At 60.2% G+C, this 26,119-nt stretch carries 20 protein-coding genes; 2 read left to right on the top strand and 18 right to left on the bottom strand.

Features of this window, described 5'->3' with window-relative positions; all coding sequences use genetic code 11:
- Positions 1–89: 89 nt before the first annotated feature.
- The 3 genes from ABOK31_RS27245 to ABOK31_RS27235 are packed head-to-tail and all read right to left on the bottom strand — an operon-like array spanning position 90 to position 3,808.
- Positions 90–1,184 carry a substrate-binding domain-containing protein gene (locus ABOK31_RS27245; RefSeq protein WP_174171790.1) on the bottom strand — a complete coding sequence of 365 codons (1,095 nt, stop codon included), beginning with the start codon at positions 1,182–1,184 and terminating at the stop codon, positions 90–92.
- A gap of 40 nt (positions 1,185–1,224) precedes the next feature.
- Positions 1,225–2,295 (bottom strand): ABC transporter permease, encoded by a 1,071-nt coding sequence (locus tag ABOK31_RS27240; RefSeq protein ID WP_349959902.1) that lies wholly within the window; start codon positions 2,293–2,295, stop codon positions 1,225–1,227.
- A 16-nt stretch (positions 2,296–2,311) separates the two neighbouring features.
- Positions 2,312–3,808: a sugar ABC transporter ATP-binding protein gene (locus tag ABOK31_RS27235; RefSeq protein ID WP_349959901.1), complete on the bottom strand. Its 1,497-nt coding sequence runs from the start codon at positions 3,806–3,808 to the stop codon at positions 2,312–2,314.
- A gap of 386 nt (positions 3,809–4,194) precedes the next feature.
- Between ABOK31_RS27235 and ABOK31_RS27230 the strand changes: the two genes are divergently transcribed.
- The gene (locus ABOK31_RS27230) at positions 4,195–5,181 is read left to right on the top strand and encodes an AraC family transcriptional regulator (protein ID WP_349959900.1); all 987 of its coding nucleotides are present in this window, start codon (positions 4,195–4,197) and stop codon (positions 5,179–5,181) included.
- A gap of 46 nt (positions 5,182–5,227) precedes the next feature.
- Here ABOK31_RS27230 and ABOK31_RS27225 read toward each other — a convergent pair whose 3' ends face one another.
- The gene (locus ABOK31_RS27225; RefSeq protein WP_174171787.1) at positions 5,228–5,638 is read right to left on the bottom strand and encodes a hypothetical protein; all 411 of its coding nucleotides are present in this window, start codon (positions 5,636–5,638) and stop codon (positions 5,228–5,230) included.
- Between the two features lie 450 nt (positions 5,639–6,088).
- Between ABOK31_RS27225 and ABOK31_RS27220 the strand changes: the two genes are divergently transcribed.
- A complete protein-coding gene (locus tag ABOK31_RS27220) occupies positions 6,089–7,231 on the top strand; it encodes a polysaccharide biosynthesis/export family protein (protein ID WP_349959899.1) in 1,143 nt (380 codons plus the stop codon).
- Positions 7,232–7,242: 11 nt separating this feature from the next.
- On the opposite strand, the gene ABOK31_RS27215 is transcribed toward ABOK31_RS27220, so the two are convergent.
- The 14 genes from ABOK31_RS27215 to tssA all read right to left on the bottom strand — a co-directional run bounded on the left by ABOK31_RS27215 (position 7,243) and on the right by tssA (position 25,938).
- Positions 7,243–8,142, bottom strand: a complete 900-nt coding sequence (locus ABOK31_RS27215) for a protein kinase (protein ID WP_349959897.1) — start codon at positions 8,140–8,142, stop codon at positions 7,243–7,245.
- A 23-nt stretch (positions 8,143–8,165) separates the two neighbouring features.
- On the bottom strand, positions 8,166–9,554 hold the full coding sequence (tagF, locus tag ABOK31_RS27210; protein WP_349959896.1) for a type VI secretion system-associated protein TagF: 1,389 nt from the start codon (positions 9,552–9,554) through the stop codon (positions 8,166–8,168).
- Positions 9,555–9,564: 10 nt separating this feature from the next.
- Complete coding sequence (gene tssM, locus ABOK31_RS27205) at positions 9,565–13,047, bottom strand: type VI secretion system membrane subunit TssM (protein WP_349959894.1); 3,483 nt, start codon at positions 13,045–13,047, stop codon at positions 9,565–9,567.
- Positions 13,044–14,573 (bottom strand): type VI secretion system protein TssL, long form, encoded by a 1,530-nt coding sequence (tssL, locus tag ABOK31_RS27200; protein WP_349959893.1) that lies wholly within the window; start codon positions 14,571–14,573, stop codon positions 13,044–13,046. Before tssL ends, tssM begins: the two co-directional genes overlap by 4 nt.
- Positions 14,570–15,910: a type VI secretion system baseplate subunit TssK gene (gene tssK, locus ABOK31_RS27195; protein ID WP_174171781.1), complete on the bottom strand. Its 1,341-nt coding sequence runs from the start codon at positions 15,908–15,910 to the stop codon at positions 14,570–14,572. Before tssK ends, tssL begins: the two co-directional genes overlap by 4 nt.
- Positions 15,907–17,100, bottom strand: coding sequence for an FHA domain-containing protein (locus ABOK31_RS27190; protein WP_349959892.1), 1,194 nt, complete (start codon positions 17,098–17,100; stop codon positions 15,907–15,909). Before ABOK31_RS27190 ends, tssK begins: the two co-directional genes overlap by 4 nt.
- Positions 17,090–18,115 carry a type VI secretion system baseplate subunit TssG gene (tssG, locus tag ABOK31_RS27185; RefSeq protein WP_349959891.1) on the bottom strand — a complete coding sequence of 342 codons (1,026 nt, stop codon included), beginning with the start codon at positions 18,113–18,115 and terminating at the stop codon, positions 17,090–17,092. Before tssG ends, ABOK31_RS27190 begins: the two co-directional genes overlap by 11 nt.
- Positions 18,116–18,135: 20 nt before the next feature.
- Positions 18,136–19,917, bottom strand: coding sequence for a type VI secretion system baseplate subunit TssF (gene tssF, locus ABOK31_RS27180; RefSeq protein ID WP_174171778.1), 1,782 nt, complete (start codon positions 19,915–19,917; stop codon positions 18,136–18,138).
- Entirely contained in the window at positions 19,910–20,419 is a 510-nt protein-coding gene (gene tssE / locus ABOK31_RS27175; protein ID WP_174171777.1) for a type VI secretion system baseplate subunit TssE, read from the bottom strand. The genes tssF and tssE overlap by 8 nt, the downstream gene beginning before the upstream one ends.
- Positions 20,412–21,236 (bottom strand): type VI secretion system accessory protein TagJ, encoded by an 825-nt coding sequence (locus ABOK31_RS27170; protein WP_349959888.1) that lies wholly within the window; start codon positions 21,234–21,236, stop codon positions 20,412–20,414. The genes tssE and ABOK31_RS27170 overlap by 8 nt, the downstream gene beginning before the upstream one ends.
- Positions 21,233–22,621 (bottom strand): type VI secretion system contractile sheath large subunit, encoded by a 1,389-nt coding sequence (gene tssC / locus ABOK31_RS27165; RefSeq protein ID WP_349959887.1) that lies wholly within the window; start codon positions 22,619–22,621, stop codon positions 21,233–21,235. Before tssC (ABOK31_RS27165) ends, ABOK31_RS27170 begins: the two co-directional genes overlap by 4 nt.
- A gap of 62 nt (positions 22,622–22,683) precedes the next feature.
- On the bottom strand, positions 22,684–24,162 hold the full coding sequence (tssC, locus tag ABOK31_RS27160; RefSeq protein ID WP_349959885.1) for a type VI secretion system contractile sheath large subunit: 1,479 nt from the start codon (positions 24,160–24,162) through the stop codon (positions 22,684–22,686).
- Positions 24,163–24,273: 111 nt separating this feature from the next.
- Positions 24,274–24,786 (bottom strand): type VI secretion system contractile sheath small subunit, encoded by a 513-nt coding sequence (gene tssB / locus ABOK31_RS27155; protein ID WP_174171773.1) that lies wholly within the window; start codon positions 24,784–24,786, stop codon positions 24,274–24,276.
- Between the two features lie 105 nt (positions 24,787–24,891).
- On the bottom strand, positions 24,892–25,938 hold the full coding sequence (tssA, locus tag ABOK31_RS27150; protein ID WP_349961327.1) for a type VI secretion system protein TssA: 1,047 nt from the start codon (positions 25,936–25,938) through the stop codon (positions 24,892–24,894).
- Positions 25,939–26,119: the final 181 nt, after the last annotated feature.

Below are 26,119 nucleotides of genomic sequence, written 5' to 3'. Positions count from 1 at the left end.
AAACCCGACATTCCATAGCCGGGTTTTGCTGACGCCAGAGAGCAGAATGAAGGCCCCGTTGAAGGGCCCTTGCTTTATTCCGGGCGTGATTACTTGCCCCAGATCTTCTTATATTCGTCCTTGTAGCCGTTGTCCGGATCGAAGGTATTCTTCGGGCCGCCGTCCGACTGGATGTTGTCTGCCGTCACGACATGCAGCGGCGAGAGGTAGCCGGACCACTTTTCGCCGGCGAAGGCGCGATTGAGTTCGTCGACCAATTGCCAGCCCTGGAGATTGAGCGGCTCAGCCACTGTGACCTTCTGGAACTGGCCGGCACGGATGCGCTCATAGGCCGATTGCGAACCGTCGCCAGCTGCGACATTGATCGGCGCATCGGTGCCGCTCTTGCCGGCGGAGGCAAGCGAAGGACCCATGAAGTCGAAATAAAGGTCATTAATCGCCAGCGAATGTGTCCAGCTGTCTCCGTATTTCTGCAGCAGCGAGGTGGTGAGCTGCGGCATGCGCTGCGACGTCTCTGCGATCGGAGTGTCGACATATTCGAGCACCTTGCCGCCGAGCCGCTCGATCTCCTGCTTCATCTTGTCCGCCTTGGCGATGGCGATCGCATAAGTGGAGTCGGTGAAGATGATGACGCCCGGCTTGCCCTTGGCATCGACGAATGCCCAATCGGCGGCTGCCTTCGAGACTTCCATGGCGTCGGTGCTGACATTGGCGAACAGGCCGTTCTTGTCGTCGGGGCCGATGGTCGGGCCGGCATGCCAGGCGACCAAGGGGATCTTGGCTGCCTTCGCCTGTTCCAGTGCCGGGGCCTGTTCGACGGCGTCGAAGCCATCGATGATGATGCCGGCAGGCTGCAGCGCTATCGCCTGACCGAAGGCTGCCGTGCGGCCGCCGATGGAGCCCGCGCCATCGAGGACCTTCACCTGCCAGCCGATCGCCTTTGCCGCCTCCTCGACGCCGTTGCTGACGCCGAGAATGCCGCCGTTCTTGAGGTCGCCTGCGAGCACGACGATGGTCTTGCCGGCCTGCGCCTTCGGACCGGTGGTCGGGCCGTCCCATTTGGTGACCGGGGTTGCATATTTGTCGACGACGGCCTTCGCATCCGCCATCGGATCGGCATAGGCCTGACCGGCGCAAAGCACCAGTGCTGCGGTTGTTACCTGCAGGAATTGTCTACGGTTCATGTCTTCTCCTCCCTTTGGACATTCGAATTTCTGATGATCTTCACTTCTCCGCCGGCTTGGCGGAGAGCTGTGCTGCTTGAGCCGGCGCCATGCGTCCGGCATGGCTGCGGCGGCGTTGGGCGTAACCGGCAATGCCGATGGCGACCAGCAGGGTCACGCCGTTGAACAGAGGCTCGACATAGAAGGAGCCGCCGAATTGCTGGATACCGGCGATGCCGACCGCCAGGATGATGACGCCGATCATCGTGCCCCAGACGTTGACGCGGCCCGGCTTGATGGTGGTTGATCCGAGGAATGCGCCGACCAGCGCGGGCAAAAGATATTCAAGCCCGACGCTTGCCTGACCGATACGCAGCTTGGACGCCAGCAGGACACCCGCGATGGCGGCAAGCGTGCCCGAGGTGACAAAGGCGCCGATGACGAAGCGGCGGACGGGAATGCCGTTGAGCGCAGCCGCCTTCGGATTGGCGCCGATCGCATAGATGTAACGGCCGATCGGCAGATATTCGAGGACGATCCACATGATGAAGGCGAGGGCAAGGACATAGATGCCGGTGATCGGCAGTCCGAAGACCATCGTACCGTTCAGCGCATAAAACCCCTGCGGCAACATGCCCACCACCTGCCGTCCGCCGGTATGCCAGAGCGCGATGGCATAGAGGACCGTGCCCGTGCCGAGCGTTGCGATGAAGCTGTCGATCTTGGCGATCTCCACGAGAAGACCGTTCAGGAAGCCGGTCAGCGCGCCAAGCGCGATGACGATCAGGACGGCAACCGGCCAGGGCAGCCCGAACATCGTCTGCAGGCTGATTGCGAGCACATGCCAGAGTACGATGCCATAGCCGATCGTCAGGTCGATGCGGCCTGCCGCCATCGGGATCATCGCCGCAAGCGACAGGATGGCGATGATCGTCTTGTCCGAAATGATCGAACGCAGATTGAGCATCGTCGGGAAGGTCTGCGGCAAAAGAATCGAGAAAAGCAGGATCAGCAAGACCGTCAGGATGACGAGGCCATAGACGGGCAGCAGGCGCTGGAGCTTCTGGCCGAAGCTCATGGCCGAAAGCTCGGCGCGGGTCGGCTCGAGCGCGTTGGATTCGATCGATTGCATGGTGTTCTCCTCCGGTTCAGGCCGCTTCTGATGCAGATGCGGCGGCGATGACCGCCGGCGTTGTAAGGTCAGCACCGCTGAGTTCGCGCACGATTCTCCCGCGCGAAAACACCAGGGCACGATGGCAGATATGAGCGATCTCCTCGAAATCCGTGGAGACGACGAGAACGGCAAGGCCCGCCTCGACCGCCTCGGCAATCAGCCGATAAATGTCGGCCTTGGCGCCGACATCGACACCGGCAGTCGGATCCTCGGCAATCAGCAATTTGCGGCCTGTCGCCAGCCATCGTCCCACGACGACCTTCTGCTGATTGCCGCCCGACAGCGCCTCGATGGCAAGGCTCTGATCGTTGGGCCTGAGGCCGACGCGGCTCCCGAGGGAATAGGCCGCTTCCGCTTCGCGGCGCGGGGACAGGAACGAAAACAGGCTTCGTCCCGAGGCGCCCGGATTGAGGAAGGTATTTTCGCGCAGGCTGAGGGACATGGCGACGGACTCTTCGGTCCGATCCCTGGCGATCAGCCCGATTCCCGAAGCCATCGCGGCGACGGTGCTGGAAAGATCGGGTACCGCCCCATTCAAGCGAACGCTGCCCTGCGACGGTTCGCAACCGAACAGCGCACGGCCGATCAATTCCTGTCCAGCGCCCCGCAAGCCAACGAGGCCAAGCAGCTCACCTTGGCGGATATCGAAGGATACGGGTCCGGCGCCGCGGCACGAAAGCTCCTTCACCGAAACGATCGCAGGGCCTGCGCTTCTTTCCGCCTTGACGAACAGCTGGTCCGCCTTGCGTCCGACGATCATGCGGATAAGCTCATCCGGCGTCGTCTCGGAAACCGGCTTCTGACCTACCAGCTGACCGTCACGCAACACGGCAACGCGATCGGCAATGCGGAAAATCTCGTCAAGACGATGCGAGACGTAGATCATGGCGACGCCGCGCTCTTTCAGCGGGCGGATGGCGGCGAAGAGCTTTTCGACCTCGTCGGCGGGCAAGCTCGCCGTCGGCTCATCGAGAACCAGCACATCCGCCTCGACGGCTAGCGCGCGGGCGATTGCGACAAGCGACTTTTCGGTGCGGGTCAGCTCCTGGACGCGGGTCGATGGATCGAAATCGCAGCCGACCAGCTTCAGCGCCTCGGCGGTACGCCGTTCCGTCGCGCGCCAGTCGATCAGTTTGCCGCGCAGAGAATAGCCCTGCGCAAGCCCGACATTCTCACCCACCGTCATCCATTCGATCAGCCCGAGATCCTGATGGATAAAGGCGACCGGCTGGCGCTGGTTGGGTTGCGGCGGGCGATGATGATAAGGCTTGCCGCGAAACAGGATCTGACCGCCATCCGGCTTGTAGATGCCAGCCAAAGTCTTGATGAGCGTCGATTTGCCGGCGCCGTTCTCTCCGAGAAGCGCGAGGATTTCGCCCCGCTGCAGGTCAAGAGATACATTCGACAGCGCGCGCGTTCCGCCAAATTCCTTGGTGATATCGGAAAATTCGAGCAGCTTTCCGTCGTCCATCCTGCTCCTCCCAAAGCTTCGATGAGAAGAGGCTATGTTATCGATAACATTCCGTCAAGAGGCTCGAAGGCAGCTGAGGAATACTCAGGGACCTGGTGTCGGAGTGTGGGAAAGTTCACGTATTAACCGAAATGTTGGTTTAGGTATAAAATATATTCCTGAAGGTGAGATCATATTATGAAATAATATAAGTATAATCAAAATACATGCAGCAATGATATGCTGATATATCCGTATGGTTGCAATTGTAATATTTATTGTTTGGCGCATTGATTTTGTTTATCATCTGGAATTATTTCATGCAGGGATGTGGGCAGGGATTTACTTTCAGGGAAATAATTGAAGTCTGAAAGATGATCCGCTGATGCAGCACATGAGGGGATCATTTGACCTACGCGACGCGCTCGGTATTCAAAGTCGACAAGGCCGATGCCGAGGAGATGACGGCGCATTATGCGAGAACCCTGTTTCCTGCCATTGTCGAGCCTCTTAGTAAGCGCGGCACGATTTCAGTGGTGGATCGTCACTATACGATCGGTTCCTGCAGCGTCTGGCGCGGGAAATGTCATTCCGGCATGAGTGTCAAGCTGTCCGGTGGTCCCGATGCTTACGGCCTTTATCTGCCGACTGCTGGGAAGATGTTGATCGACGCTAAAGGGCGGCAACTGGAGTCGCTGCCGGGCAGGGGCCTGCTGGCCGATATGTCATCTTTCGAACATCTGACGTTGTTCGAACAGCGCGGCCATATGGGTATCGCATTCGAAAAGTCGGCTATGGTTCGGCAGCTCAGCGAGTTGCTGGACGCACCGGTTCCAGATGATTTGAAATTCACCGGCCCGGTCGATCTGATGTCGGGGCGAGGGATGCAGATCGCAGCGCTTGGAAATCTGATTTGGCAGGATCTCGCGGCGGGCGGCACAGAACGATCCTCCGCCGCATTCAGCGAATGCCTTCTGCAGGCGATGATGATCGCTCTTCTTGAAACCGTCCCGCACAACTATTCGGCACAATTGCAACGGCCGACATCACCGGCCATCCCGAGGCAATTGAAGCGAGCAATGGAATATATGCACGCCAATGCCGGTGCAGACATCAGGATGGCCGATATCGCCAGGGAAACTGGAACGAGCGTGCGGTCTTTGCAGGCCGCGTTTCAGCAGTTCAAGAACACAACGCCTCTTGGCTACTTGCGCAGCATACGACTGCAGGGCGCGCGCAGAACGTTGATGGATTCGAGCCATTCGCGGCTGGTTGCCGACATCGCGCGCGATTGGGGATTTTCTCACATGGGCCGCTTCGCAGCGCTTTACTATCAATCCTTCGGCGAGATGCCTTCCGAGACCGTCAGGCAGCCTCGGCGAGGGAATGGATAGCGCTACGATCTTCTCGCGCGAGGAAATTGCCTCGCCGGAGCCAGGCTTATTCGCCGACTGCGCTCACGATACGGCAGAGGTTCTTGCTGACGCCCGGCGCCACTTGTCCCGCCTGCACGATGAACAGCGCATCGACGCGGCTGCCCTTGCCGTTCTTGCGCACGACGACCCGCAGGGTTTGCGGTCTGCCGGAGCCGCTCGTTTCCTGCTGCGCGGTCAGCGTGCCGAGTTTCTTTTCGACGTTCACGTCGACGAAGCCTTCCGCCAGAACGGCGCGGGATATCTTGTCAAAGGCGGCGGTTGGATTGACGGATGGAAAGACCATCCAGGTCTTGTAGGTGATGCCGGTGACGAGCGGCACGCCGCTGCTCTCATAATGGTCCGAGCAGGCGTCGGCAAATGCCGGAGTGGCCGAAAGAACCCCGAGCGCCAACGCGCAAGCTATTCTTGTGAGCATGTTATATTGCCTTCTTGCTGCCGCTAAAGACCCTTGGGTCTTTTGGGCGATAACCCTACTATTTTTGAGAGAATCCATCCACCAACAGAAACCCGCAAAAGTGGAAGATTTCGACGAAAAAATTATCATCCGTGCCTTGTAGAAGTGGCATCGGTGGAATTAGGTCGACACGCTCGAATTGCAATGGGGTTGTTATGTTTTCTTTCCGCATTGCCTATCGCTAAGGTTGCTTGTGATTCGCATGGCTGCGGATATTTCGGCACAAAACCGCTGCCCGACAGCCGTTGGAGGAGGCACGTTTTGGTGCTCGAAACCGCAATCGGTTGCCATTTGGACACAATGGTAAACAACCGAACTGTCACAATTCATTATTTATTAGCCCCGCATATTGCCTCCCGCCTTGTGGTTGATATTTCTGCCTTGCTTCTAACATCCGAAGGAGATTCCGGAATGCGGAAATGGGCGGCGATTTTACCCTTGGTTGTCTTCAGCGCCTGTGCAGGGCCGTCTGATGGGCCAAACGCCCTCAACATTCGCAATGCAAGGATGCCTGACACGCAGCGGAAGATTCCGGTGGTGCCGCTCTCCGAGGCTCCGATGGGTGCACAGGTCGTTGCTCCGTCCTATTCGCCGACCGATCAGGGGCTTACAAGCCTGCGCGCGCGCGGCTTTTCGGATGCCCGCTTGCGTCCAGGCGACGTATTCGACGTAACGGTGCTGGATACCGGCGAGGATGGACTGCTGTCCGCCACGCAGAGCAAGTCGCTCAATCTCGGCCGCTTCACCGTCGATCCGCGCGGCTTCGTCACCATGCCCTATGTCGGCAAACAGCGCGTCATCGATTCGACCCCGGAAGGGTTGCAGTCGAAGATCGTCACGGCCCTCAAGGGCTCCTCGGTCAATCCTCAGGCAGTTGTGACGGTCGTCGACAAGCCGTCCAGCGCCGTAACGGTCGATGGCAAGGTCCGTTCTGCCGGCCGCTTCCCGCTGACGGCGCGCGGAGAGCGCGTGCTTGACGTACTCGCTCTTGCCGGCGGCGCATCCTCCGCACCGGCCAACACGACCGTGACGCTGACCCGAGGATCGCAAAGGGCGAGCGCGCCGCTGGATCGCATCCTGCAGGATGACAAGCAGAACGTGCGCCTCCTGCCGGGCGATCAGCTTTTCGTCAATGGCACGTCGCAGACCTTCACGGCACTTGGCGCCTTCAAGAGCGTCGGCGAGTTCCCGCTGGAACCCGGCCAGACCACCTTGGCGCAGGCGCTTGCACGTGCCGGCGGCATGCTCGATGATCGTGCGGACTCCCGCAACTTCTACCTTTTCCGGAACCAGAAGACTTATTCGCAGGTTGCGTCTGGTCTGGCCAAGAGTGTGAGTGCGCCGACTGTCGTTTCGGTCAAGCCGGTCATCTACAGTGTCAATCTCAAGCAAGTCTCGAATTTCGTGCTGATGCAGCAGTTCAAGATGCAGGATGGCGACACGATTTACGCCAGCAATGCGGACACGGTCGATTTTGCCAAGTTGTTGACCGTCTATCAGAAGAGCGCGCCGACGGCTGCCGCCCCGCTGCCGGGCAGTTCATCGTCGAACTGACAGGGTTCGAACTAGACTGTCTCTATCAGGGCAAGGGCCGCCATTGCGTTTGGCGGCCTCCGGGAAGGAGCGGGGTCCGCCAGATGCCGGGCGGCAGCCTTGATCGCGGCGATCGATTGCTCGGTCTCGTCGCAATGTTCCAGAAGCAGGTTCATGACGCGTCCGGCCGAAAAGAGGTCGGCGCTGAACTGCATGGCGACGTCGCCTGAAACCTCAGGCTCTGCAACCTCTGGCGCAGTGAAGCCCGGCGTCACCGCCCTGGCGATATCGAGATCGCTGTATCGGGTTCCACATTTTACCGCCGTACCGAAATCGGCGATTTTGAGCTTATTGAAGTCGCCATCCGAAAGTAGAAGATTAGCCGGAGAAATATCTCCGTGGACATAACCGGCATGGTGGATCGCGCTCAGTCCGACGAGCATGGATTTCGCCGCTGCGCTGACATCCGCGGGTGAAAGAGAGCCTTCCGCCAATCGTTGCGACAAGGACGGCCCGATCCATTCCATGATGAGCGCCGGACGGCCATCGGGCAGGCGGATCGCGCATTGGGCCGCGACAAGGTCACTGCTGTGAAGCATCATGCCAATGCTTGCCTCACGCAGCAGCAGGGCTTTGGCCGTCGCCTCGCTTGAGCGATCCGCCCGGACGGTTTTCATGGCATGAAGCGTGCCGAGATCGCGATGGCGCAATCGGCTGATTTCTGTCCGTTCATTGCGGTGTATGACCGCCTCGACGAGAAAGGTGTTGCCGATGAAAGCCGGCTCACCATCCGGCAGGGAAGGCAGGCGCCGGTCCAATGCATCGCGCAATCGATCGATCAGAAGATCGCGCATCCCCTTCGGCCGCTCGACTTCGCCATCATGGGTTAAAAGATGCTGCAGCTCGGCAAAGCTGGCCGCAATTCTCTTCATATCCTCGTCGCTTGCATCCCCACTCATGTCGCGCCGATGACGATCGCGCTGACATTCTCACGGCAATTGGCGATGAGCGCTTCCTGGATCAGCGCTTCGGCTGCTTGTTCCAGCGGCGTTTCGATCAGGATCTCGGCGATAATGCGATCGGTAAGCGTACGGGAAAGCGGACCGCTTGCAAGCAGCAGCCGGTCGCCCGACTGAAGCTGGTCGCCAACGACTTCCGAGACGAATTGATCCTTTAGTCCCAGGGCTCGGCCGAGTGTTCGCCGCAGCCCGATATCGATATGGTCGTGGGTCAACAGCCGCATCATCCCGTCGCGCAGGAGATAGCAGCGCGCATCTCCGGCCCATATTGCGGCAAATTCGCCATCGAGCAGTGTTGCGGTCACGACGCTGGCGACGGGAGGCTCGCGTTCGGCGGTGGCACCCTTGGCGCGCAGGATAGCATGGGCATGGCTGAGCTTGCTCTTGATATCCTGTACCAGAAGCTGCAGCGCTTCACGCCGCGGAATGCTGGCGAGGATTCCCGTTGTGATCCGTGAAGCTTCGATGGCACCAATGCCATCGCCGACGCCGTCTGCAATAGCGTAGATATGCGGTGCTGCACTTACAAGGAGTGCATCGGCATTCATTGATAGACGTGTTCCGGCGTGGCTGGCATGGCTGTGTGCTATCGCAAATTCCAGCGATTCCGCCTTCGGCGTTTGCGGCGCCTCGATCGGAGTGGAGGCAACAACCGGGTGCACCGGCGGTTCCGCAGTCTCAGCCGCCTTGTGAACGTCCGCCGTGACAAGCCTGACGAAATCCTGTGCCGTAGGGGCAGTTACGGTACGAAATCCCTTGCCGTGGCGGGTACCGGGATTGATGCGCCACCATAGAGACGCAGGCGCCGGGGTATTGCCTATGGTCGCGAGCTGTGCCGTCGTCGATTGCTTGTCGATGAATGGCGGGCGAAGCCGCTTGATGCCCTCGACGAAACGTTGCATCTCGAAGTCGGCTTTGTCGGAGGTCTCCGCCAAGGCTTCGGCTGCGGTAAACCAGCTGTCGTCTTCGCACAGGTCACGCAGCTGTCCGGAAAAGCGCTGCAATTGAGCGGCGATAATCAGAGGGAAACTTCGACCGACGCGGTCGCGGCTCGGCAAAAGGACGCCTGCAACAGCAGATGGCGCCCAGACACCCTTGCCGACGACGAAGCGCCAGGCGGTCGTCGCATGAAACAGCCGGCGCCAATCCGACCCTAATGCTGCTTCAAGTGCGACCAGGCCATTGTGAACCCATTGATCAAGTTCGCTCTGCAGGCGTGAGCCGAGCGCGGAGGAAACGAAATCTCCGTGCGTCGGCAACTTTCCAAAAAAGCCGATCGCATCGGCTTGCATCGGCGATTGAGTGCGGGCGAGCGGTTCGTTCATCGGCGGACCGTCAGAATTGCGCCGGGCAGCTGAAATCGGACAATGCCTGCAGCCGGAAGGGATTGAGCACCGAACCGAACTGCACGTCGAATTCCGCCGTCTGGCCCTTGTCTTCAAATCGAGCCCGGAAGAGATCGGGAGCCTGAACTGTCACTTTGGCGGCATCGAACAGGCGGAAGGGTGACCAGTCTCCGCTCTGTGTGATGGCCGGCTGCAAATCTCCGGGGAAAAATCTGACATTGGACTGGTTAACGGCGCCAGCCGGCGGCCAAGCGATGGATTTCGGCACAACCTGCCCATGATAGTAAACGACGTGCTCGCCGACGATATCAACCATCACCGAATTGGCATTGTCCGACAGCGAAACGGGCTTGATATTGATCGATATAGCCGGCTTTTCGCTTCCGGCCGGAAAGAAGGCGTGCTCAATCTTGCTGGCATTTTCGAACTGCGCGATTGCCTGGCTCGGAATGCTGTCGCCACCGAAGGTGCCTCGCCAGCCCCAGGGCTGAGCGCTCGTATCGACAAATGCGTCCAGCCGGTTCTTGAAGAAGGACTGGAACAGGCCCTGCGGTCCGAACAATCGAATGAAATCCGCCATGGCGATATCTTGGCTGGATTTCCGGTCGAAGGGGTAGCGACCGGTGACGATGCGGGCGCAGAGATCGGCGCCCTCCGCAGCCCAAAGATCGTTGATGCGGGCACGCGCCGTCTTGACCGCCAGCGAGCCGATATCGGCGGCAACCGCCACCATCCATGCATCGGCGGGTGCCGGCAGCCCGCGGGCCTGCTGCAGCAAATCCTGATTGGCATTGGCGAGCTGGCCGCCGGCGTCGAAAACGCGTGCCACTTCTGCCGTCGAGTTGGCGGCGCGCGACAATTGGCCGTAGATGTTCTGCAGGATCGGCTGGAGACTCTGGATCTGGGAGCGCGGCTTATCGCTGCCGTTGGCCTTGCCGTCCTGTGATGCCGGTTGCGCATTGGCGGCATTCGCCTCGAGCGCGGCCCGCAGCGGACCGTAAGGATCTGGCGCGCTGACTGCACCTGTGGTGGCGGCGGTCAGAGCTGCGTCCGGAACATCGTCAAGCGAGGCAACTTCAGCGCCTGCAGCAGGGCGCAGGTCGGTGGCGGCTGCTATGGATTTCAGCGCCATCTCCACAGGGCTTGGATTGGCCGCCAGGATGCGTGCCGTCTCCGTCGCATCGGCAAGATTGCTCGACGGGCGTACCTGAAGGTCAGCCAGCAGCGAAGACCATTGCTGCTGGAATGCGTCGAAATAAAGCTGCAGCGTCGCCTGGGAAATCGCGTCCGCAGTCATTCCCGAAGGAGCCGCCCCGCTGTCGCCGCGAACCCATTGCTCCTTGAGCGCTTCCGAGGCTGCGGTCGCAACCATCGGCAACACCACGTCACGATAGCCCTTGCCCGTGAAGATTCCTGGAATGCCCTCACGCAGCGTTGCCTTGGATTTGCGTTGGAAAATCTGAGCTCCGAGCGGCCCCAATGCGTCCATGGGAAGCCAGGCATCAAGCTGGCGGGCCTGTCGGGAATGGATGAGGATATCATAGGCTCGGGCTGCAAGACTTTGCGAATGGATTGTCTCCCGCGCCTTGGCAATCAAGGCATTGTCCAACTCGATCTGCGGCAGACCGCCCGCAGCCATCGCCTCGACATGCCCCAGGAGTGCCTTGCGTGCAGCAGAGCGTCCTTCCTCACGATAAAGCGCTGCAAACATGTCTTCCGATTGCTGAGAGACGAAATCCCTGTCGATCGGTCCCATTCCACCGAGCATGCCGTACAGTTTCAAGGCATCGAAAGTCTTCGGGACATCCGATGTCTGCTTGAGCTCATTTTGAAGTGCCACGAGCATGCGAGGCAGAAGAAGCGCGTTCAAGGCGCGCTGATAGGCTCCGCGCTGGCGGCTGGCGATCTTATCCCCCTGGTCGAGGCCGAAACTCGTTGGCCAGACGCGCGCCTCGTCGAAACCGCTGGTGACTGCGCGCAGATTGTCGAGCGCCGGCAGGATCCGCAGAAAATCCGCATCGGTCACGTCGCGAACCTGAATGCCGCTAGCCAGCTTCTCGTAATTGTCGATACGACGTTCGGCTGCAGCGATCGCGCGCGAATTCTGAAAATAGGTTGCCGTCCAGCCGGTGAAGACGATCGCCAGCGCGATAGCGGCTGCGCCATAGGCAATCCGTCTGATCATGGCTTGCCTGCCGGACAGGCGCCTGTCACGGGCAACCAGCGACGCTTCGCCGAAGATCACCTCCTTGAACAGGCGCGACAGGAAATAGCTGCGCCGCGTGCGCGGGGTATCCGTCTCCCGGCTCTGCGTGCCGGAAGCGAAATAGACGCCGCGAACGAGGGGGGATTCGATGAGGCTGGAAGATGCACAGAGCTCGGTTAACAGCTCCTGCAGACGCTCTCCCAAGGAGGCAAGTTCTGCCGGGAAACGGAAGATGCGGCCGCGGACCTCGACATTCGGCTCCTGCTGCAGGCGTTCGATCAACATGGCATCGACCCGCTGCTGCAACAGCGCGAACTCTTCCATGAAACGCTCAGGCAGGTTCTCGCCCTTATAGCTTTCGTCGAGATTAAAGGTCGTGCCCCAGACCTGCTCACGGTCGGTTTTGGCAAGACCATCGAAGAACTCGACAAAGCCGGTCAAGAGATCGGCCTTCGTCAGGACGACATAGACGGGGACGCGCGCATGCAGGAACTCGTCGAGTTCCGACAGGCGTTTGCGAATGGAGCGCACTTCTTCGAGCTGTATTTCGTGATCGCGGCCGAGAAGGTCGCCGATCGAGAGGGTGACGAGCGCGCCGTTGATCGGTTGCGAGCGGCGATATTTGCGCAAGAGCCCGAGAAAGCCTTCCCATCCGGCTTTGGACGCACCGTTCAAATCATCCTGCGTGGTGTATCGGCCGGCGGTATCGATCAGGATCGCTTCGTCGGCGAACCACCAATTGCAGTTGCGGGTGCCGCCGGCACCCTGCACCGAGTTGCTGCCCATCGCATCGCCAAGCGGGAACTTCAGGCCCGAATTGGTCAGGGCCGTCGTCTTTCCGGATCCCGGCGCGCCGAAGATGACGTACCAGGGCAGCTCGTAGATATAGCCGAAACGCTTCTTGCTGATACGGCGCAGAAGCAGCAAGGCTTCTTTGAGACGGCTATGGATTTCGCCCACTTCCGCCTGTTGACTGGCGGCATCGTCGGCAATGCCGTCCACCAGCGCCTTGTCGCGCCTGCGGGCGCGCAGCGTTGTTACCAGCAGATAGATCAGCCAGCCGGCAATGATAATGCCGATCGCGATCATCCGTGCGGTGGCGCTCGCCAGCGGCTTGAAGCTGCCATAGCCGGCCATATAGCCATAGAACCAGATAACGACGCAGATCGCCGCAACCCAGATCAGTGATATGAAGCGCTGGCCGAGGAGGCCGGCATAGGCCGAAACGTAGGAGCGAAGCGTATAAAACGCGCCAAGCGGATTCATCGGGCTCCTCCCGTCGTCGTGGCGGGTATCGGCGGCGTATTGCCGGTCTGCGTTTGTGGCGTTGCCTGCGGATTGAGGGCGGCATCGCCGAGGCGTTGTGTCGGGTCGGTCAGCACCAGGATCTCCGTCCGGCGGTTTGCCTCACGTCCCTCCGGTGTATCGTTGCCTGCCAGCGGATCGCTGTCGGCGCGTCCCTCCGTGAGGATGGCATCCTTGCCGGTATAGGCGGCAAGGATATCGCCGACGGCGCGGGCTCGGGCCTCCGAAAGATGCCAGTTCGACGGGAATTGAGCAGTTCGGATCGGCACATTGTCGGTATAGCCGACGACGACGGCGCGGAATTTTTCTGAAGCCAATGCCCCACCGATGCGCTGCAGGAGATCGCGGAATTTAGCGCTGACTTCGGCGCTGCCGGTGTCGAACAGGCCGGAATTGTTGATGCGCACCAGCAGCCTGCCATTGGAATTCGACAGGGTGACCAGCTTGCGGTCGACTTCCGGCTGCAGGAAGGCGAGCAGATTGTCGAGCGGCGTCGGTTGCGGCTTGACCGGCGTCGGTGTTTCCGGCTGCTTCTTCACAGGCGGGGGCGTCTGTACGGCGACTTCCTTCGGCTTGGGTGTGTCGATCAGGACACTCGGCGTTTCGCGCGGCGGCAGGTTGGCCAGACGTTCGAAGGTTGTATCGGAGGCGTTGTTGAGCGACAGCGTGAAGAACATGTAGCCGAGCGCAAACAGAAGCGCGAGTACGGAAAGAATCGTCCAAAGAGCAACAGCCGTGCGCAACGGCTTATGGCGCGCCGAAACGCCGCGCCAATGCGGCGACAGCTCGCGCTCGAAGACGCCATATTGACCGAGCAAAGTCTTGTAGAGACTGTCACGGATGCGCCCGAGTTCCAGCGATCCGCGCGGCGAAACGCGCGTGCGGCCTTCGAAGGCGAGCGACAGGCAGAGATAGATGAGAAGCAGCAGGTCCTTGTTGGTGCCTGGGCTTTGCTGGAAATGGTCCAGGAGATCGAAGACGCGATCGCCGCCGGTGACGTCCATGTGGAAGGTCGATACCAGGCCAGATCGCGCCCAGCCGGCGCGCACGCCCCAAGGCTTGCTCAAAACCACATCGTCGATGGTCGCACAGATGACATAGTGCGCCGCGCGTGCCCGTTCCGGGCTGATGCGCGCGCTGGCAAGATCGCGCTCGTAGCGTCCGACCGCGTCGATCGTCACGCGCCTGAGTTCGGCAATGTCGGGCTGTTCTTCGGTGTTGCGCAGGCTATGGGCGAGATTGAGCAATGGTGCGGCCGAGCGCACGATGGTCGGGACATCATCGCCGCCGAAGCGAAAGCCGCGGATCAAGGCATCGACGGACCAGCCGCCGGCTGCATTGCCCGATTTGCCGTTCGGCTGCTTATCCAGCTCCTCATCGAGAATATCGGCCATCTTGCGGGCAGCGTCGTTCTTGCGCGCGCCGTCCTCGGTCAGCTCGATGATCGTCGGCAGCTCGTGCCAGGGTGTTGAGCGCGTTGTGTTCATTCTCTAAGAGCCCACAGTTCCATCTCCAGGCCAGGGAAGTCGCCCGCAAGATGCAGCGCGATCGCACCGGAGGTATCAAGCTGTTTCCAAAGCGGATTCTTCGTATCGAGTTCGAAGTAGATCGTGCCGGATCGGTAGGGCAGCTGCCGCGGCAATACGGGAAGCGGCCTGACGGGAATGCCGGGCAGGGCGACATTGACGAGCTCGGCAATCCGCTCCACGGGCCCGATCTTGATCTGCGCGGGCAGCTTGCGCCTGACATCCTCTGCCGACATCTCGGCGCGGACTGCAAGCACGAAGCCGGCATCCTTGAGCAACGAGCGGTCATTGATGGTACCGACGCGTACGTCGTGGCGGCGCTCGATGAGTTCGATTGCAACCGCTGCCTGCTCAAGTACTGCAGAAAGAGATGCGCGCAGATCATTGAAAACAGCTGAAAATGTTGCTTTCAGATCATCGTGCCGATAAGGCGGAAAGTCGCTGGCACGCTTGCGGTCGGTCGTGAAGGTGGCAAGCTCACCGGCAAGCTGGATGCACTCTTCGTAGAAGGTCATCGGATGCATGCGCGAAGCATTTGCCGCGACATGGCGCAGCATGGGGTCGGCGCGATTGAGGATATGCAGCAGAAAATAATCGCCCACTTCCGCCGTGCCGCGCACCGTGGGATCGCCGATGCGCTCGGCGATCGCCTCGGCACGGTGGCGGACGATGCCGAGCAATTCGGTGATGAGTTCGTTCAGCCGCGCTTCGGCCGCACAATTCAGCGAAGGGGCGATGTAGTCCGGATCGAGAATGACCGACCGGTCGGAACGAACCTCGATGATACGGGCAAGGCCGATCAGATCGTAGCCGGCGAGTTCGTCGCCGGTCTTCAGGTAACGCAGGCTCAGGCGGCCGACATCGATCGGCGCCATGAAGTCGGTTTCCAAGTTCGCATCCGGCGCCTCATATTGCGAGGCGGTGATACGAACGCTGTTGCGCATGGCGCTGCCGTTCATGGCGACGTCGGCTCTGCCGGGCTGACGTGTCGGCAGTGCCAGATAGACGATGGCGTTCTTCGTTGAATCGTCGAGCTCCAGCGGCGGCGGCAGATCCGCATCGATCGGCGCTTCAAACGGCGTGCCGTCGGGCAGGATGCCGCGCAGATTCGACAGTGCGAATTGGCCGATCGCGAGCGCGCTGCGATCGATGCCGATCTCTGCAATACCCCAGGGGTAGGGTGCCAGCCCCCGCGCAGTCGTTCTGACCAGCCGCTCTGTCCAGCGGTCGGCCTGCTGAAAATGCTGCACGCGAAGGAACATGCCCTCGCTCCAAGCCACGCGATTTTCGTTCTTCATCGGGTGTTGCCCGTCCTCTCTGCCAAACTGGTGGTATCGTCGTCGTCGCGGCCGTCGGTGGAGGCGCTGAATGCCTCGGCCAGCAGATCGCGGACCGAAATGCTTTTGCCGTCCCTTTCGAACTGCGCGCGGTAGGCCTTCCAGTAGTCGCCGCTGCCGCGCCAAAGCGCCTTGCGTTGGGAAGCATCGACATGCGCCTCGACCATGCGGGGTTCGAACATCCGGTTGGCCTCGCGAACAAGGTTTTCAAGGCCGGCATTAAGCGTGGATTGCCTCGAAATCAGCGATCGAAGACGGTCGGCGAGTTGCTCCGTCCGTTCGCGGCTGAACAGCGAAGCGGATGAGTGAGCCCGGTTGTCTTCAATTCCGAAAACGGACGCTTCGTCGTCGAGTGTCTGCTCCAGCGTCGAGACGAGTGCTTCAAGCTGTCGCAGCGGATCGAATTGCAGCGCAAAACTCATATCGTCCGCGTCTTGATCCGCATCATCGGCAGCACGCATATCATTGGCCGGGATGATCGCTTTGGCAATCTCGGTGGCCTCCGATCCGGAACTGCGGGCAACGGCCACGGAAACATGTGTCGCTGCGCCGTGTTCCAGCTGGCTGCCCAGCTCGAATTCTGAGTTCCAATCGTCCGGAAGTACCGGCTTGATGCCGTTGACATCGGGCGGGCCGTTCCAGCCGATATCGACGTTCCTGCTTGGCGACTTGCGCTTTTTTGACGATTGCGGCAGCGCTCCAATCCAGTCGTCGCCGTTGCGCTGGCCGAGCACGCCAGTTGCGGCGCTGCCGCCGGGCGCGACGTCGGCCAGGATCGACGAGATCGTCATGGTTTCATCGCTGAGACGCAGGTCATCCGCCGGGTCATCGATATCGCGATCGGCCTCCCCGGTGATGACGACGTTGAAGGCGATGGTGCCGAATGCGATCTTGGATTTATCCGCAAGCCTTGCCGTCTCGCCTTCCAGAATGGTTATGCCGTCTACACGGGTCCCATTGGCGCTCTGGTCGCGCAGGAGGAAGCCGGCACGATCGCGTTCGATCACGCAATGAACCTTTGAGATCGACCGCTGTTGATCGGTAACCTGCCAGTCGCAATCCGGCGAGCGCCCAAGCGTGCGCTTGCCACGCTCGAAGAACCATCCCTTGCTGGAGCCTTCTCCGGATGTTTGCCGCAGTTCAAGCCGCATCGAGGCCTCCCTGGTCGGATTGGCCTTGCACCTTGCGTGGCTCGGCGATGATGGCATCGCCGCTGTCGCGATCCGCCGCGGCAACGCGTGCCCAGCTGTTCCATCCAAGCCTTGGCGGATCACCGTTTTCGCCGAGCTGGCAGAAGGGGATATGCTCTTTCTTCAGGACCACTTGGATGTCGAAATCGAGCGACGGATCGACATAAAGTCGCGTTAAGGCAAGCAGCGCATCGATATTGGCGCTGCCGGGGGAAAGAGACCGGTAATCCTCATAGTCGACTGGCCCGACAACGACGCGGAAGCTGCCGCCGAAATCATGGACTGCGGCACCCGCCGTTGAATTGATGCCGAGCTGCACGCCTTGCGGCTGCCCCATGCGGCTGCGCTCGCTCTCGGGAATAGCAAGCCATCTGCCCTTGAACAGTTCGATCGCAACCGGCAGACCGCTGAACTCCTGCAGCATGGCCTGGAGGTTGACCGCATTGCGGGTCCGCGCCGCGAAGAAACCGGAAAATCTGAGGATCAGCTCGTCGTCGGGGCGAACCTTTTCCTTCAGCCGCGCCGTACCGAAGCCGGCCAGCGAGAACAGCGTCTTGATGAAGGTATTGCCGTTCCTGTCCGGGCTCCATCGCAGCCGTCGGGCAATACGATATTTCTCGCTTGCATCGACGAAGAGCTCGGCGAGGCGGCTTGTGAAGAGATCGAAGAAGCTGGAGAGGCCATGAGCCCGATTGCGCTGTTCGCGGATGACCAGCTCGTTGTAGCTCGGGGGCATTGCGCCGAGCGGGCCGAGCAGGCCAGCCATGCTGGCCTTGACCGATCCTGCCGCGCCCTTCCTCTTGAAGTCGCTGACGGCGAGCGGAGCCGGCGAAACGCCGATGGGTGAGGACACCGTCAAATGATCGTCGGCTGCGTGCTGAGCAACGCGAAAGGCGGTCGACGGTTCGAAACGACCGGGGTCGCGTTCGAGCAGCGCAGCAAGCATTTCGCTATCACTTGGCCGGAACTGGTCCATCGCTTCCGATCGCCCCTTCGTCACAACAAGGGCCGCTCGGCGGCACGGGCCGGCCAGACGGCGATTGGTTTCGATTGCCCCTTCATCGAGATGGAAAGGCGGGTGAAGCTATTGATCGAGGTGTAAAGCCCGAAGAACCGGTCGAGAACGCTGCCGAAAAGATAGGCCGAGGGCCTGTCGATGGCAGCCGGGTCGAACTCCAACCGGATATCCGTGCCCGTCACCATTCCGCCACCGCCAAGCCGGGTCATCGAGCTCTTGGTTTCGACCCGGACGAGAGCGTCGGCAAGCAGCCTGGTTTCGCGGCTGTCCCGGAAGGCATAGAGCGCCAGAATATCCTTCAGCGCAGCACCATCATTGTCAAAAATGGAGAGGTGATTGAGCTGAAGGTGCGACATGAGCCGCCAGTTGCGGCCTTGCTGCTCGTTCATCCGCACCGAAGGGGTAGGTGCCATCAAGGCTTCAACCGAGCCGACCGCCTCGCTGCCGGTGGCCAGCTGCAGATAGGGATGGCCACCGCCAAAGGGCAGTTGCTCAGGCAGCTCGCGGTTAAGGCACAGTGCGTCGATACTGGCGATCTTGTCGAGGGGACCGCTTGCCCGGCGAGCGCGGTCCACGAAAGTGATTTCCATATCCGAGGTGTGGTCGTCGGCATCGAAACGGCGCGCGCTCTGCCAGAAGAGCGAGGAGGCTCCGCCCTTCAAGCTGCGGCCGAAAAAGGGTTGGCACTGTTCCTCGTCTCCGGTGCGTGCGGACACCACCACCTTCTCGATCGCATAAATCTCGCGCGTCTTCTGTCGCCGGGCATCCGGCAGTAGGCGATATTCGGTACGGGTACCGTCGAGCGCGATCGGTTCGCAGTTCTGGCGAAACAGGTTGACGATCGGAGTGGCATTCAGGACGAAATCGCGGGCGGAAATCGCTCGTTCCAGCTTGGCACTGGTTTCATCGAGATAGACGAAGATTTCCAGCGTTTCGCCACGCCAGGCCTTCAGGCCGACGATATCGACGAAGAGGAATTTCTGCGGCAGGGCGAAGAATTCCGTCAGCAACCGATAGCCGGTAAAGCTTGAGCTGGGGTAGGGCAGAATTGCTTCGTCTGGCTCCAAACCGACAGCCTGCAGTGCCTTGGCGGGCAGCATTACCGGGGAACGATCGTCGGCATGGTGGGCAAGTGCGATGCCGAGCGTATGGTTGACCAGAAGTTCGTGAATGGCGACCGCCTGCTGCCAGGACGAGCCGATGTGAAGCCGCAACCTGTCCAAGCCGATCTCGCTGAACGGCTTGTTGGTGTCTCGCGCCCGGATCGATAGACGCAGGCAACCGGCGGCGCCGCCGTGAGGAGATGGCGGCGCACTGATTGGATGACCGGTCAGGGAAGCCGAAACGATCTCGATCGGCGCAACCTGCGTATCCTGCGTCGTGCGGAAACGGCAGCTCTCGCCGCCGATCGGCTCTGCGAAGATTTCGGTGTGACGCGGCACAGTCTGGACGGATGCCAGCGTGCTGCTCGGCGCAAAGCGCACGATGCTCATCGAAGGCAGCGGCGCCAGATAGTGCGGATAGAGCGTTTCCAGCAACCCGTCCGTCAGCTCCGGAAATTCGTCGTCGAGCTTCTGGCGCACGCGGGCCGCAGAATAAGCAAAGCTCTGGATGAGGCGCTCGACATGCGGATCATCGGCAACCTCGCCGGTGACGCGCAGACGGCCGGCAATTTTCGGGAAGGCATCGGCAAAACGCGCTGCACGCCGGCGGATGGCGGCCAGTTCGTCATTATACCGCTGCAGGAAGCCATCAGCCATTGTTGGCCTCCACCAGGAAGCGCTGGGTCGAGGGATCGATCGTCGATTCAAAACTGATCGGCGGCATGCCCTCATGCACACGGAAGGTCGCGTGGATGCGCAGCCTCAGTGCGCGTTCGCCGCTCCCGCGGCCCCTGAGGATGCTCACCTGCACGTCAGAAAGCCGTGTTTCGAACAGCGCGATGCGCCGCTCGATCAAACGAGCGAGACGGCTCTTGGCTTCATCGGTGACCAGGTTTGCCGAGACCATGCCATCGACGCCGAAAGATACCAACGCATCGCCCAGTTCATCGTAGATCGAGGGCGGCGCAGTCGGGCGGCGGCGCGTATTGAGCAGCGCCTCAAGGTCGCGGCGAATGCATTCGCGCAGTTCGCGCAGTTGTTCGGCCTGTGTCAGCGGCGGATCCTGCAGGCGATCGGGGTTCTCGTCGATCAGTCGATCGATGATCGACCTTGCGACGATCCTTTCCCTCGGCCTGTAGCGCTCCAGCGGATCAACCATGGGCGGTGCGCCTCGTCTCGCCGGCGCCCGAAGCGGCTGCGAGGGATTGCAAGTCATGGAAGGAAACCAGATCGTCGCCCGCAAGGAAGCACTTCTGGCCGCGGCCGGTCGTAATGCCCGTCGCTTCGTCGACCCATTCGGTCTCGCGGCCAAGCAACAGCTTGGCACCTGTCGAGCCGTGATAGATCGCAGGCAGGAGTACGGGCGCGCTTGCGCCATCCACGAGTTCGAGCTCGGCCCTGCGGAAGGCGAGATCGCGCGGGCGGGCGATCGGCTCAACGCGAAGCGCTGCAATCCTGGAAAAGTCGACCCACAAATAGGAGCCGCCGCTCATGATGACCTCGAGAGCGTGCGGAATGCGATCATCGAGATCGCGAAGATCTGAAACGAGCTTGCCATTCCAGCTCATCGACCGCTCGCCCCTGATCTCGTCCAGAGACTGTAATGCCGCGGCCGTATCCGAGGAATGGTCGCGGTGAGCGATTGCCAGCTTCAGGGCCGCTTGATCGAGGGTTGTCGGTCCGTTCGGGAAATCCGGTGCGGCGGCCTCGTCAAACCAAGCCGAACGCGCTGCCATCGCGCGCAGCTGATTGCGCAGCACGGCGAAGCCCATCATATCTTCAGGCGCAAACGTCGTCGCAAGGTTGCACTGCGCGTCGGCACGAGCGTAGTCGCCGGCAAGGATCAAGAGATCGATCAGGATATGCCTGCCGTCCTTGTCCGTCGGTGCCGCCTTGACATGAGCCTTCGCCTGCTCGATCGCATCATCGAGCGCGTTTTCGCTAAGAGCTTCGGCGATCTTGGCGGAGAGCGTCATGCAGACATCCTTTGCGGTGTGCTGGCGGAGCCGGAGAACGCGTAAGTCGCATTCGCCGTCTCCGCGATGAGATGAAAACTTGTCGAGACGTCGTCGAGTTGAAAATGCGGCTGCAGCCGCACCGTGCAGGCGAACATGCCGGGCTTGCCGGGAATCTCATCGACGCTAATGCCGGCCGAGCGCAGCGGGAAGCGTGTACGCAGCGACAGGTCGGCGTCGTCATTGCCAAGCGTGTAAGTCGACAGCCAATCATTCAATTTGCGTTCGATCGACGTTCGATCGGCCAATTTGCCGATGTCATCGCGCATGATGACCTTGAGGTAGTGCGAGAAGCGCGAGGCGCAGAGCACATACTGCAGCATTGCCGCGATGCGGGCATTCTGTCGTGCGTGCTCGCTCGAATAATGCGGCGGTGCATGCAGCGACTGATTGGAATTGAAGATCGCCGAGGAAGAAAGGTAGGTGGTCGCCACGGGCACGATGCCGAGCTCGCATAGCTGCTGCTCCTGCCCGCTGGTCAGCCGTATTTCGACGGGAGCCTGCTGCGACAACCCGTTGCTTTCAATACCGAGATCATAGGGAGCGAGCTCCTCCGTGCTCAGCATGCCGCCGTCGACGGCGTCCTGCGTCACGCCGCGAATATCGGCGAACCAGCCGGATTCGATGAAATTGCGAATGACGATCATCGCAAAGGCGAATGCACCATTGCCCCAAACCAAGGTGCTACCATCGGCCGCGATGCTTTCGCGGAACGGGAACCGATCGTCGCGCTCACGCGAAAACGCCTCATAGGGCGCGCGCATCAGGATCCGCGGGGCGACCAGGCCCAAAAAACGGGAGTCCTCTCGGGCTCGAAGTCCGTTCCAGCGAATGCGGGTAGGATCATAGGAGAGCCAGGAGAAATCCTGGACGCGATTGAGCTCGTCAAAGTCCTGCAGGCCGATTGCTTGCGGGGCGGCGGCAGCTATGAAGGGGCAGAAGGCGGCGGCCGCCGCCATGCCGATCTGAGTGAGCGCCCCGACCGTATCGCCGCCGGCCGGACCCTGCGGAGAAAGCTCGTAATCGCCGACCAGCAGACCGAAGGGCTCTCCACCGGGCATGCCGAATTCGCGGCTGTAGATCAGCTCGAAGAGATGGCTCTGGTCGAATTCCGTCGTCCGCTCGAGATGCCGTGTTAATTGGGCCCAGCTGACGCTGAGGATCTTGACCTTCACTTCTTCCGATCGGCCGGTGTGACGCATGAGCATGGCAAGCCCGCGCCACCGCGCTTCCATTGCCTGGAACTCAGGGTGATGCAGGATGGCGTTGACCTGCCTGTTGAGCGCATCGTCGATCATGGCGATCACGCGATGCACCTGACGCGGCCAGGCTGCTCTCGGTTCCATCGTTGTCGCGGTCATGGCGCTGACTGAAGGTGCGCGGCGAGACGATCGCCGCGCTACCTCTCCTAGTTCTTGCTCGGAATGCGGGCGACCATGCGGAGCGAAGTGGTCAGCTCTTCCATCTGCAGCCAGGGGCGCATCCAGGCGACGGCATTGTAGGAGCCCGGCTTGCCCGGAACTTCCTGAACCGTCACCTTCGCGTCGCGCAGCGGATATTTGGCGCGGGATTCCTCACCGGCATCGTCATTGGCGTTGACGTAGTTGGCAATCCAGCGGTTGAGCCAGTTTTCGCAATCCTGCGCTTCCATGAAGGAGCCGATCTTGTCCCGGCCCATGACCTTCAGATAATGGGCAAAGCGCGAGGTCGCCATCATGTAGGGCAGGCGCGCGGATACCGCAGCGTTGGCCGTTGCTTCGGGCTTGTCGTAAAGCTTCGGCTTATGCGTCGTCTGGGCGCCGAAGAACACGGCATAGTCGGTGTTCTTGTAGTGGCAGAGCGGCAGGAAGCCGAGTTTGCCGAGCTCGGCGTCGCGACGATCGGTGATGCCGACTTCGGTCGGGCATTTGAGGTCGAGGTCGCCATCGTCGCTCGAGAAGATGTGCATTGGCAGGTTTTCGACCTTGCCGCCGTTTTCTGCGCCGCGGATCGCCGTGCACCAGCCGCTCTGGGCGAAGGCGTCTGTCAGGCGCGTTCCCATCACATAGGATGCATTCATCCAGCAGTAGGAATTGTGATCGAGCTCGCCGGTCTTCGAATGATCGGTTTCATCGAAAGCGAAGTCGTCGATCGGGTTGGTCTTCGGGCCGTAAGGCATGCGTGCCAACACGCGGGGAAGGGCGAGTGTCACGAAGCGCGAATCCTCGCTATCGCGCAGGCTGCGCCATTTCGCGTATTCGACCGTTTCGAAGATCTTTTCGAGGTCGCGCGGACGGGCAAGTTCGCGGTAATCGTCGAAGCCGAACATGCGCGGGCTGGCGGCCGAAATGAACGGTGCGAAGGCTGCGGCTGCAATCGAAGAGATCGCCTGCAGCGTCTGCACGTCGTCGAAGGAATTGTCGAATTCGTAGTCGCCGATCAGGGCGCCCATGGGCTCGCCGCCCGGCGTGCCGAACTCGTCTTCGTAGATCGACTTGAAGAGCCGCGACTGGTCGAACTCCACAGCCTTTGCGAGATCCTTGGAAACGTCGCGCTTGGAGGCGTTCAACACGCGAATCTTCAGATTGACGCTGGTCTCGCTGTTCTTGACGAGATATTGCAGGCCGCGCCAGCTGCCTTCCAGCTTAGCGAATTCAGGCGACTGCATGATCGCGGCGAGCTGATGTGAGATTTTCCGGTCAAGCTCGGCAATCGCCTTGTTGAGCGTGACGGTCAAATTGCGATCATAGGTAACCGTGCCCTTGAGCGCCTGGTCGGTCAGCGTTCGGAGCAGATCCTGGGCACGATCAGGTTCGGTTTGCCGGGTTGCGGCCACGATCTGCGAGAGCAGGTTTTCCTCAGGCGCAAGCTCGGCCTCTTTGGTCTTCAGTTGGCTTTCAGCGCTCATTTTTCGATCCTTGCGGAAAATGCAGGCGATAGTGGTAAAGCTTGAAGCCGGCCGCTATCGATTGCTTGAAACGGGATTGGGCGACCGGCTTGCGCAGATCGCCGACGACGATCAGCTTGCGGCGGGCTTTTCGGCCAATCCGAGCTCGGACATCAGCTTCGACAGATCGGCCTTGTTCTGCAGAACGTCTTCGAGCAGTCGCTCCAGTTCTTCCGAGCGGTCCGCCTTGCTCATAAGGTCGCGAAGCTGGTTGCGCGCATCGAGAAGCGCCTTGAGCGCCGGGACCTGGCTGACCACGGAGCCAGGCTCGAAATCCTGCATGCTTTCGAATTTCAGTGAGACGGGAAGCTGCGAGCCATTGCCCTCGAGCGTGTTTTCGACCGAGATATTCAGGCCCGGCGTCATGCGGCGCATCACGTCATCGAAATTGTCGCGATCGATCTGAACGAACTTGCGTTCGCCGAACGGTTTCAGCGGCTGCGTCGGGTTGCCCGAGAAATCGCCGAGAACGCCAACGACGAAAGGCAATTCCTTGACGACCATGGCGCCTTCCGTTTCCACTTCGTACTTGATGTGGACCCTGGGCTTGCGCACTCGCTCCAGCTTTTCGTGAACACTCGCCATAAAACTTCTCCTTCAATGCCAGCGGCAAATTCGCTCTTCAAATGTGGCGCAACTCGACTTTGGAAAGGGCCGGTTGCAAAAAGTTCAGAAGATCGGTTGTACTTCTCACCCGTTCTTGTTCGATTTCAGCTGAATGCCGGCCGCTGTCAGCACGGCGTTGCGTGCCTGCTGTTCCGGCAGCAATTCGGCCAGTAGTTCTGAAAAATCCATGCGACCGCGCCTCACCATCGTCTCGATCGACATCGAGATCGGGGAGTGCGGCTCAGTGCGACGGAAATAGCGCGCAACGGCAAGCAACAGCTCAAAGGCTTCCTCGCGCGAACCGATCTGCTCAGCGCTCAACGGGCGGGGGCGGCCTTGTGTCTGTTCGCCGGTGCCTTCCTGCTGCTGTGGTTCCGCCACGGTCTCGATTGCCTGTGATTCGATGCCGGCAAGAGCGCGTAGTGCCAAAGCAGCCTCCTGCAGGACATTGTGCGTATTGGAGCTCGGCGGCGCCATCTGCCCGCAGCGCTCGTTCAGAATGGACACGAGCCGGTCGAAGGCGGCAAGGCAGCCATTGACCATGTCGAGATGCGAGCTCATTGCAGCCGTACCGGCTTCAATGGTCGCCTGACTGAGCTCATCACGTCGTTTCACTTCATTGGGGCGTTGCGACAGCTGGAAATCCCAGAGGGAAAACTGACCGAATTTTGCGCCGGGAATGAGCGGCGATAGCCTGATCGCCTGAATGATCGTTCCTTCGCCACCGATGCCATTGAGACCCGAAAGTGGCGCAAGGCGCTCTTCGATATCGTCAGCACCGACAGAATGAAATTTCTCCCAATGCTTGTCTAAAAGCGACGCGATTGCCTGGTAGACGTCCCTTAACCCTTCGAAACCACGCAAACGTAATTCCGCCTCTGCCAACCATGCTAATACTTCGAGATCCTTACTTTTTGAAGAAATAATCTGCAATCCGAGATTGCTAACATCTGTCCAAAGGGAGGAAAGGCTAATATTTTCGCCTGGTGATATACCTCGTTCTGCAGCGCGAGCCTGGTTTCTTGCATCCTTTATTCTATAGTATATTTCGCGCATAGAAGTATTGTTGCGAATATTTTCTCCGCATGGCGCGTTTTCTTCAAATGGATTTTCTATGTCTCGGACGTTCAGCAGGGAATTAACTCCGTATCATGAACTACTTCATTTGAGGGCATGATAGTTAGGTCGATATATTCCTTTGTCAACCATGTCTATTCTGCAACAGATTTGTGACGATTCCATTTTTTGACCACATGAAAAAATTTTTGTAGTCCATCTGGACGTGTGGGAATAACCGCCCTAGTTGTTGCCG

Origin of the sequence: Rhizobium sp. ZPR4 (assembly GCF_040215725.1) — a bacterium.
Classification (GTDB): domain Bacteria; phylum Pseudomonadota; class Alphaproteobacteria; order Rhizobiales; family Rhizobiaceae; genus Rhizobium; species Rhizobium rhizogenes_D.
Note: the sequence above shows the minus strand (reverse complement) of the source record. Positions and strands in the feature narration are given on the sequence as shown.

What these genes read in the sequence shown, in the direction of transcription:
- ABOK31_RS27245 (WP_174171790.1), bottom strand. Translation starts at nt 1,184, where the DNA reads ATGAACCGTAGACAATTCCTGCAGGTAACAACCGCAGCACTGGTGCTT.
- ABOK31_RS27240 (WP_349959902.1), bottom strand. Translation starts at nt 2,295, where the DNA reads ATGCAATCGATCGAATCCAACGCGCTCGAGCCGACCCGCGCCGAGCTT.
- ABOK31_RS27235 (WP_349959901.1), bottom strand. Translation starts at nt 3,808, where the DNA reads ATGGACGACGGAAAGCTGCTCGAATTTTCCGATATCACCAAGGAATTT.
- ABOK31_RS27225 (WP_174171787.1), bottom strand. Translation starts at nt 5,638, where the DNA reads ATGCTCACAAGAATAGCTTGCGCGTTGGCGCTCGGGGTTCTTTCGGCC.
- ABOK31_RS27220 (WP_349959899.1), top strand. Translation starts at nt 6,089, where the DNA reads ATGCGGAAATGGGCGGCGATTTTACCCTTGGTTGTCTTCAGCGCCTGT.
- ABOK31_RS27215 (WP_349959897.1), bottom strand. Translation starts at nt 8,142, where the DNA reads ATGAAGAGAATTGCGGCCAGCTTTGCCGAGCTGCAGCATCTTTTAACC.
- tagF (WP_349959896.1), bottom strand. Translation starts at nt 9,554, where the DNA reads ATGAACGAACCGCTCGCCCGCACTCAATCGCCGATGCAAGCCGATGCG.
- tssM (WP_349959894.1), bottom strand. Translation starts at nt 13,047, where the DNA reads ATGAATCCGCTTGGCGCGTTTTATACGCTTCGCTCCTACGTTTCGGCC.
- tssL (WP_349959893.1), bottom strand. Translation starts at nt 14,573, where the DNA reads ATGAACACAACGCGCTCAACACCCTGGCACGAGCTGCCGACGATCATC.
- tssK (WP_174171781.1), bottom strand. Translation starts at nt 15,910, where the DNA reads ATGAAGAACGAAAATCGCGTGGCTTGGAGCGAGGGCATGTTCCTTCGC.
- ABOK31_RS27190 (WP_349959892.1), bottom strand. Translation starts at nt 17,100, where the DNA reads ATGCGGCTTGAACTGCGGCAAACATCCGGAGAAGGCTCCAGCAAGGGA.
- tssG (WP_349959891.1), bottom strand. Translation starts at nt 18,115, where the DNA reads ATGGACCAGTTCCGGCCAAGTGATAGCGAAATGCTTGCTGCGCTGCTC.
- tssF (WP_174171778.1), bottom strand. Translation starts at nt 19,917, where the DNA reads ATGGCTGATGGCTTCCTGCAGCGGTATAATGACGAACTGGCCGCCATC.
- tssE (WP_174171777.1), bottom strand. Translation starts at nt 20,419, where the DNA reads ATGGTTGATCCGCTGGAGCGCTACAGGCCGAGGGAAAGGATCGTCGCA.
- ABOK31_RS27170 (WP_349959888.1), bottom strand. Translation starts at nt 21,236, where the DNA reads ATGACGCTCTCCGCCAAGATCGCCGAAGCTCTTAGCGAAAACGCGCTC.
- tssC (WP_349959887.1), bottom strand. Translation starts at nt 22,621, where the DNA reads ATGGAACCGAGAGCAGCCTGGCCGCGTCAGGTGCATCGCGTGATCGCC.
- tssC (WP_349959885.1), bottom strand. Translation starts at nt 24,162, where the DNA reads ATGAGCGCTGAAAGCCAACTGAAGACCAAAGAGGCCGAGCTTGCGCCT.
- tssB (WP_174171773.1), bottom strand. Translation starts at nt 24,786, where the DNA reads ATGGCGAGTGTTCACGAAAAGCTGGAGCGAGTGCGCAAGCCCAGGGTC.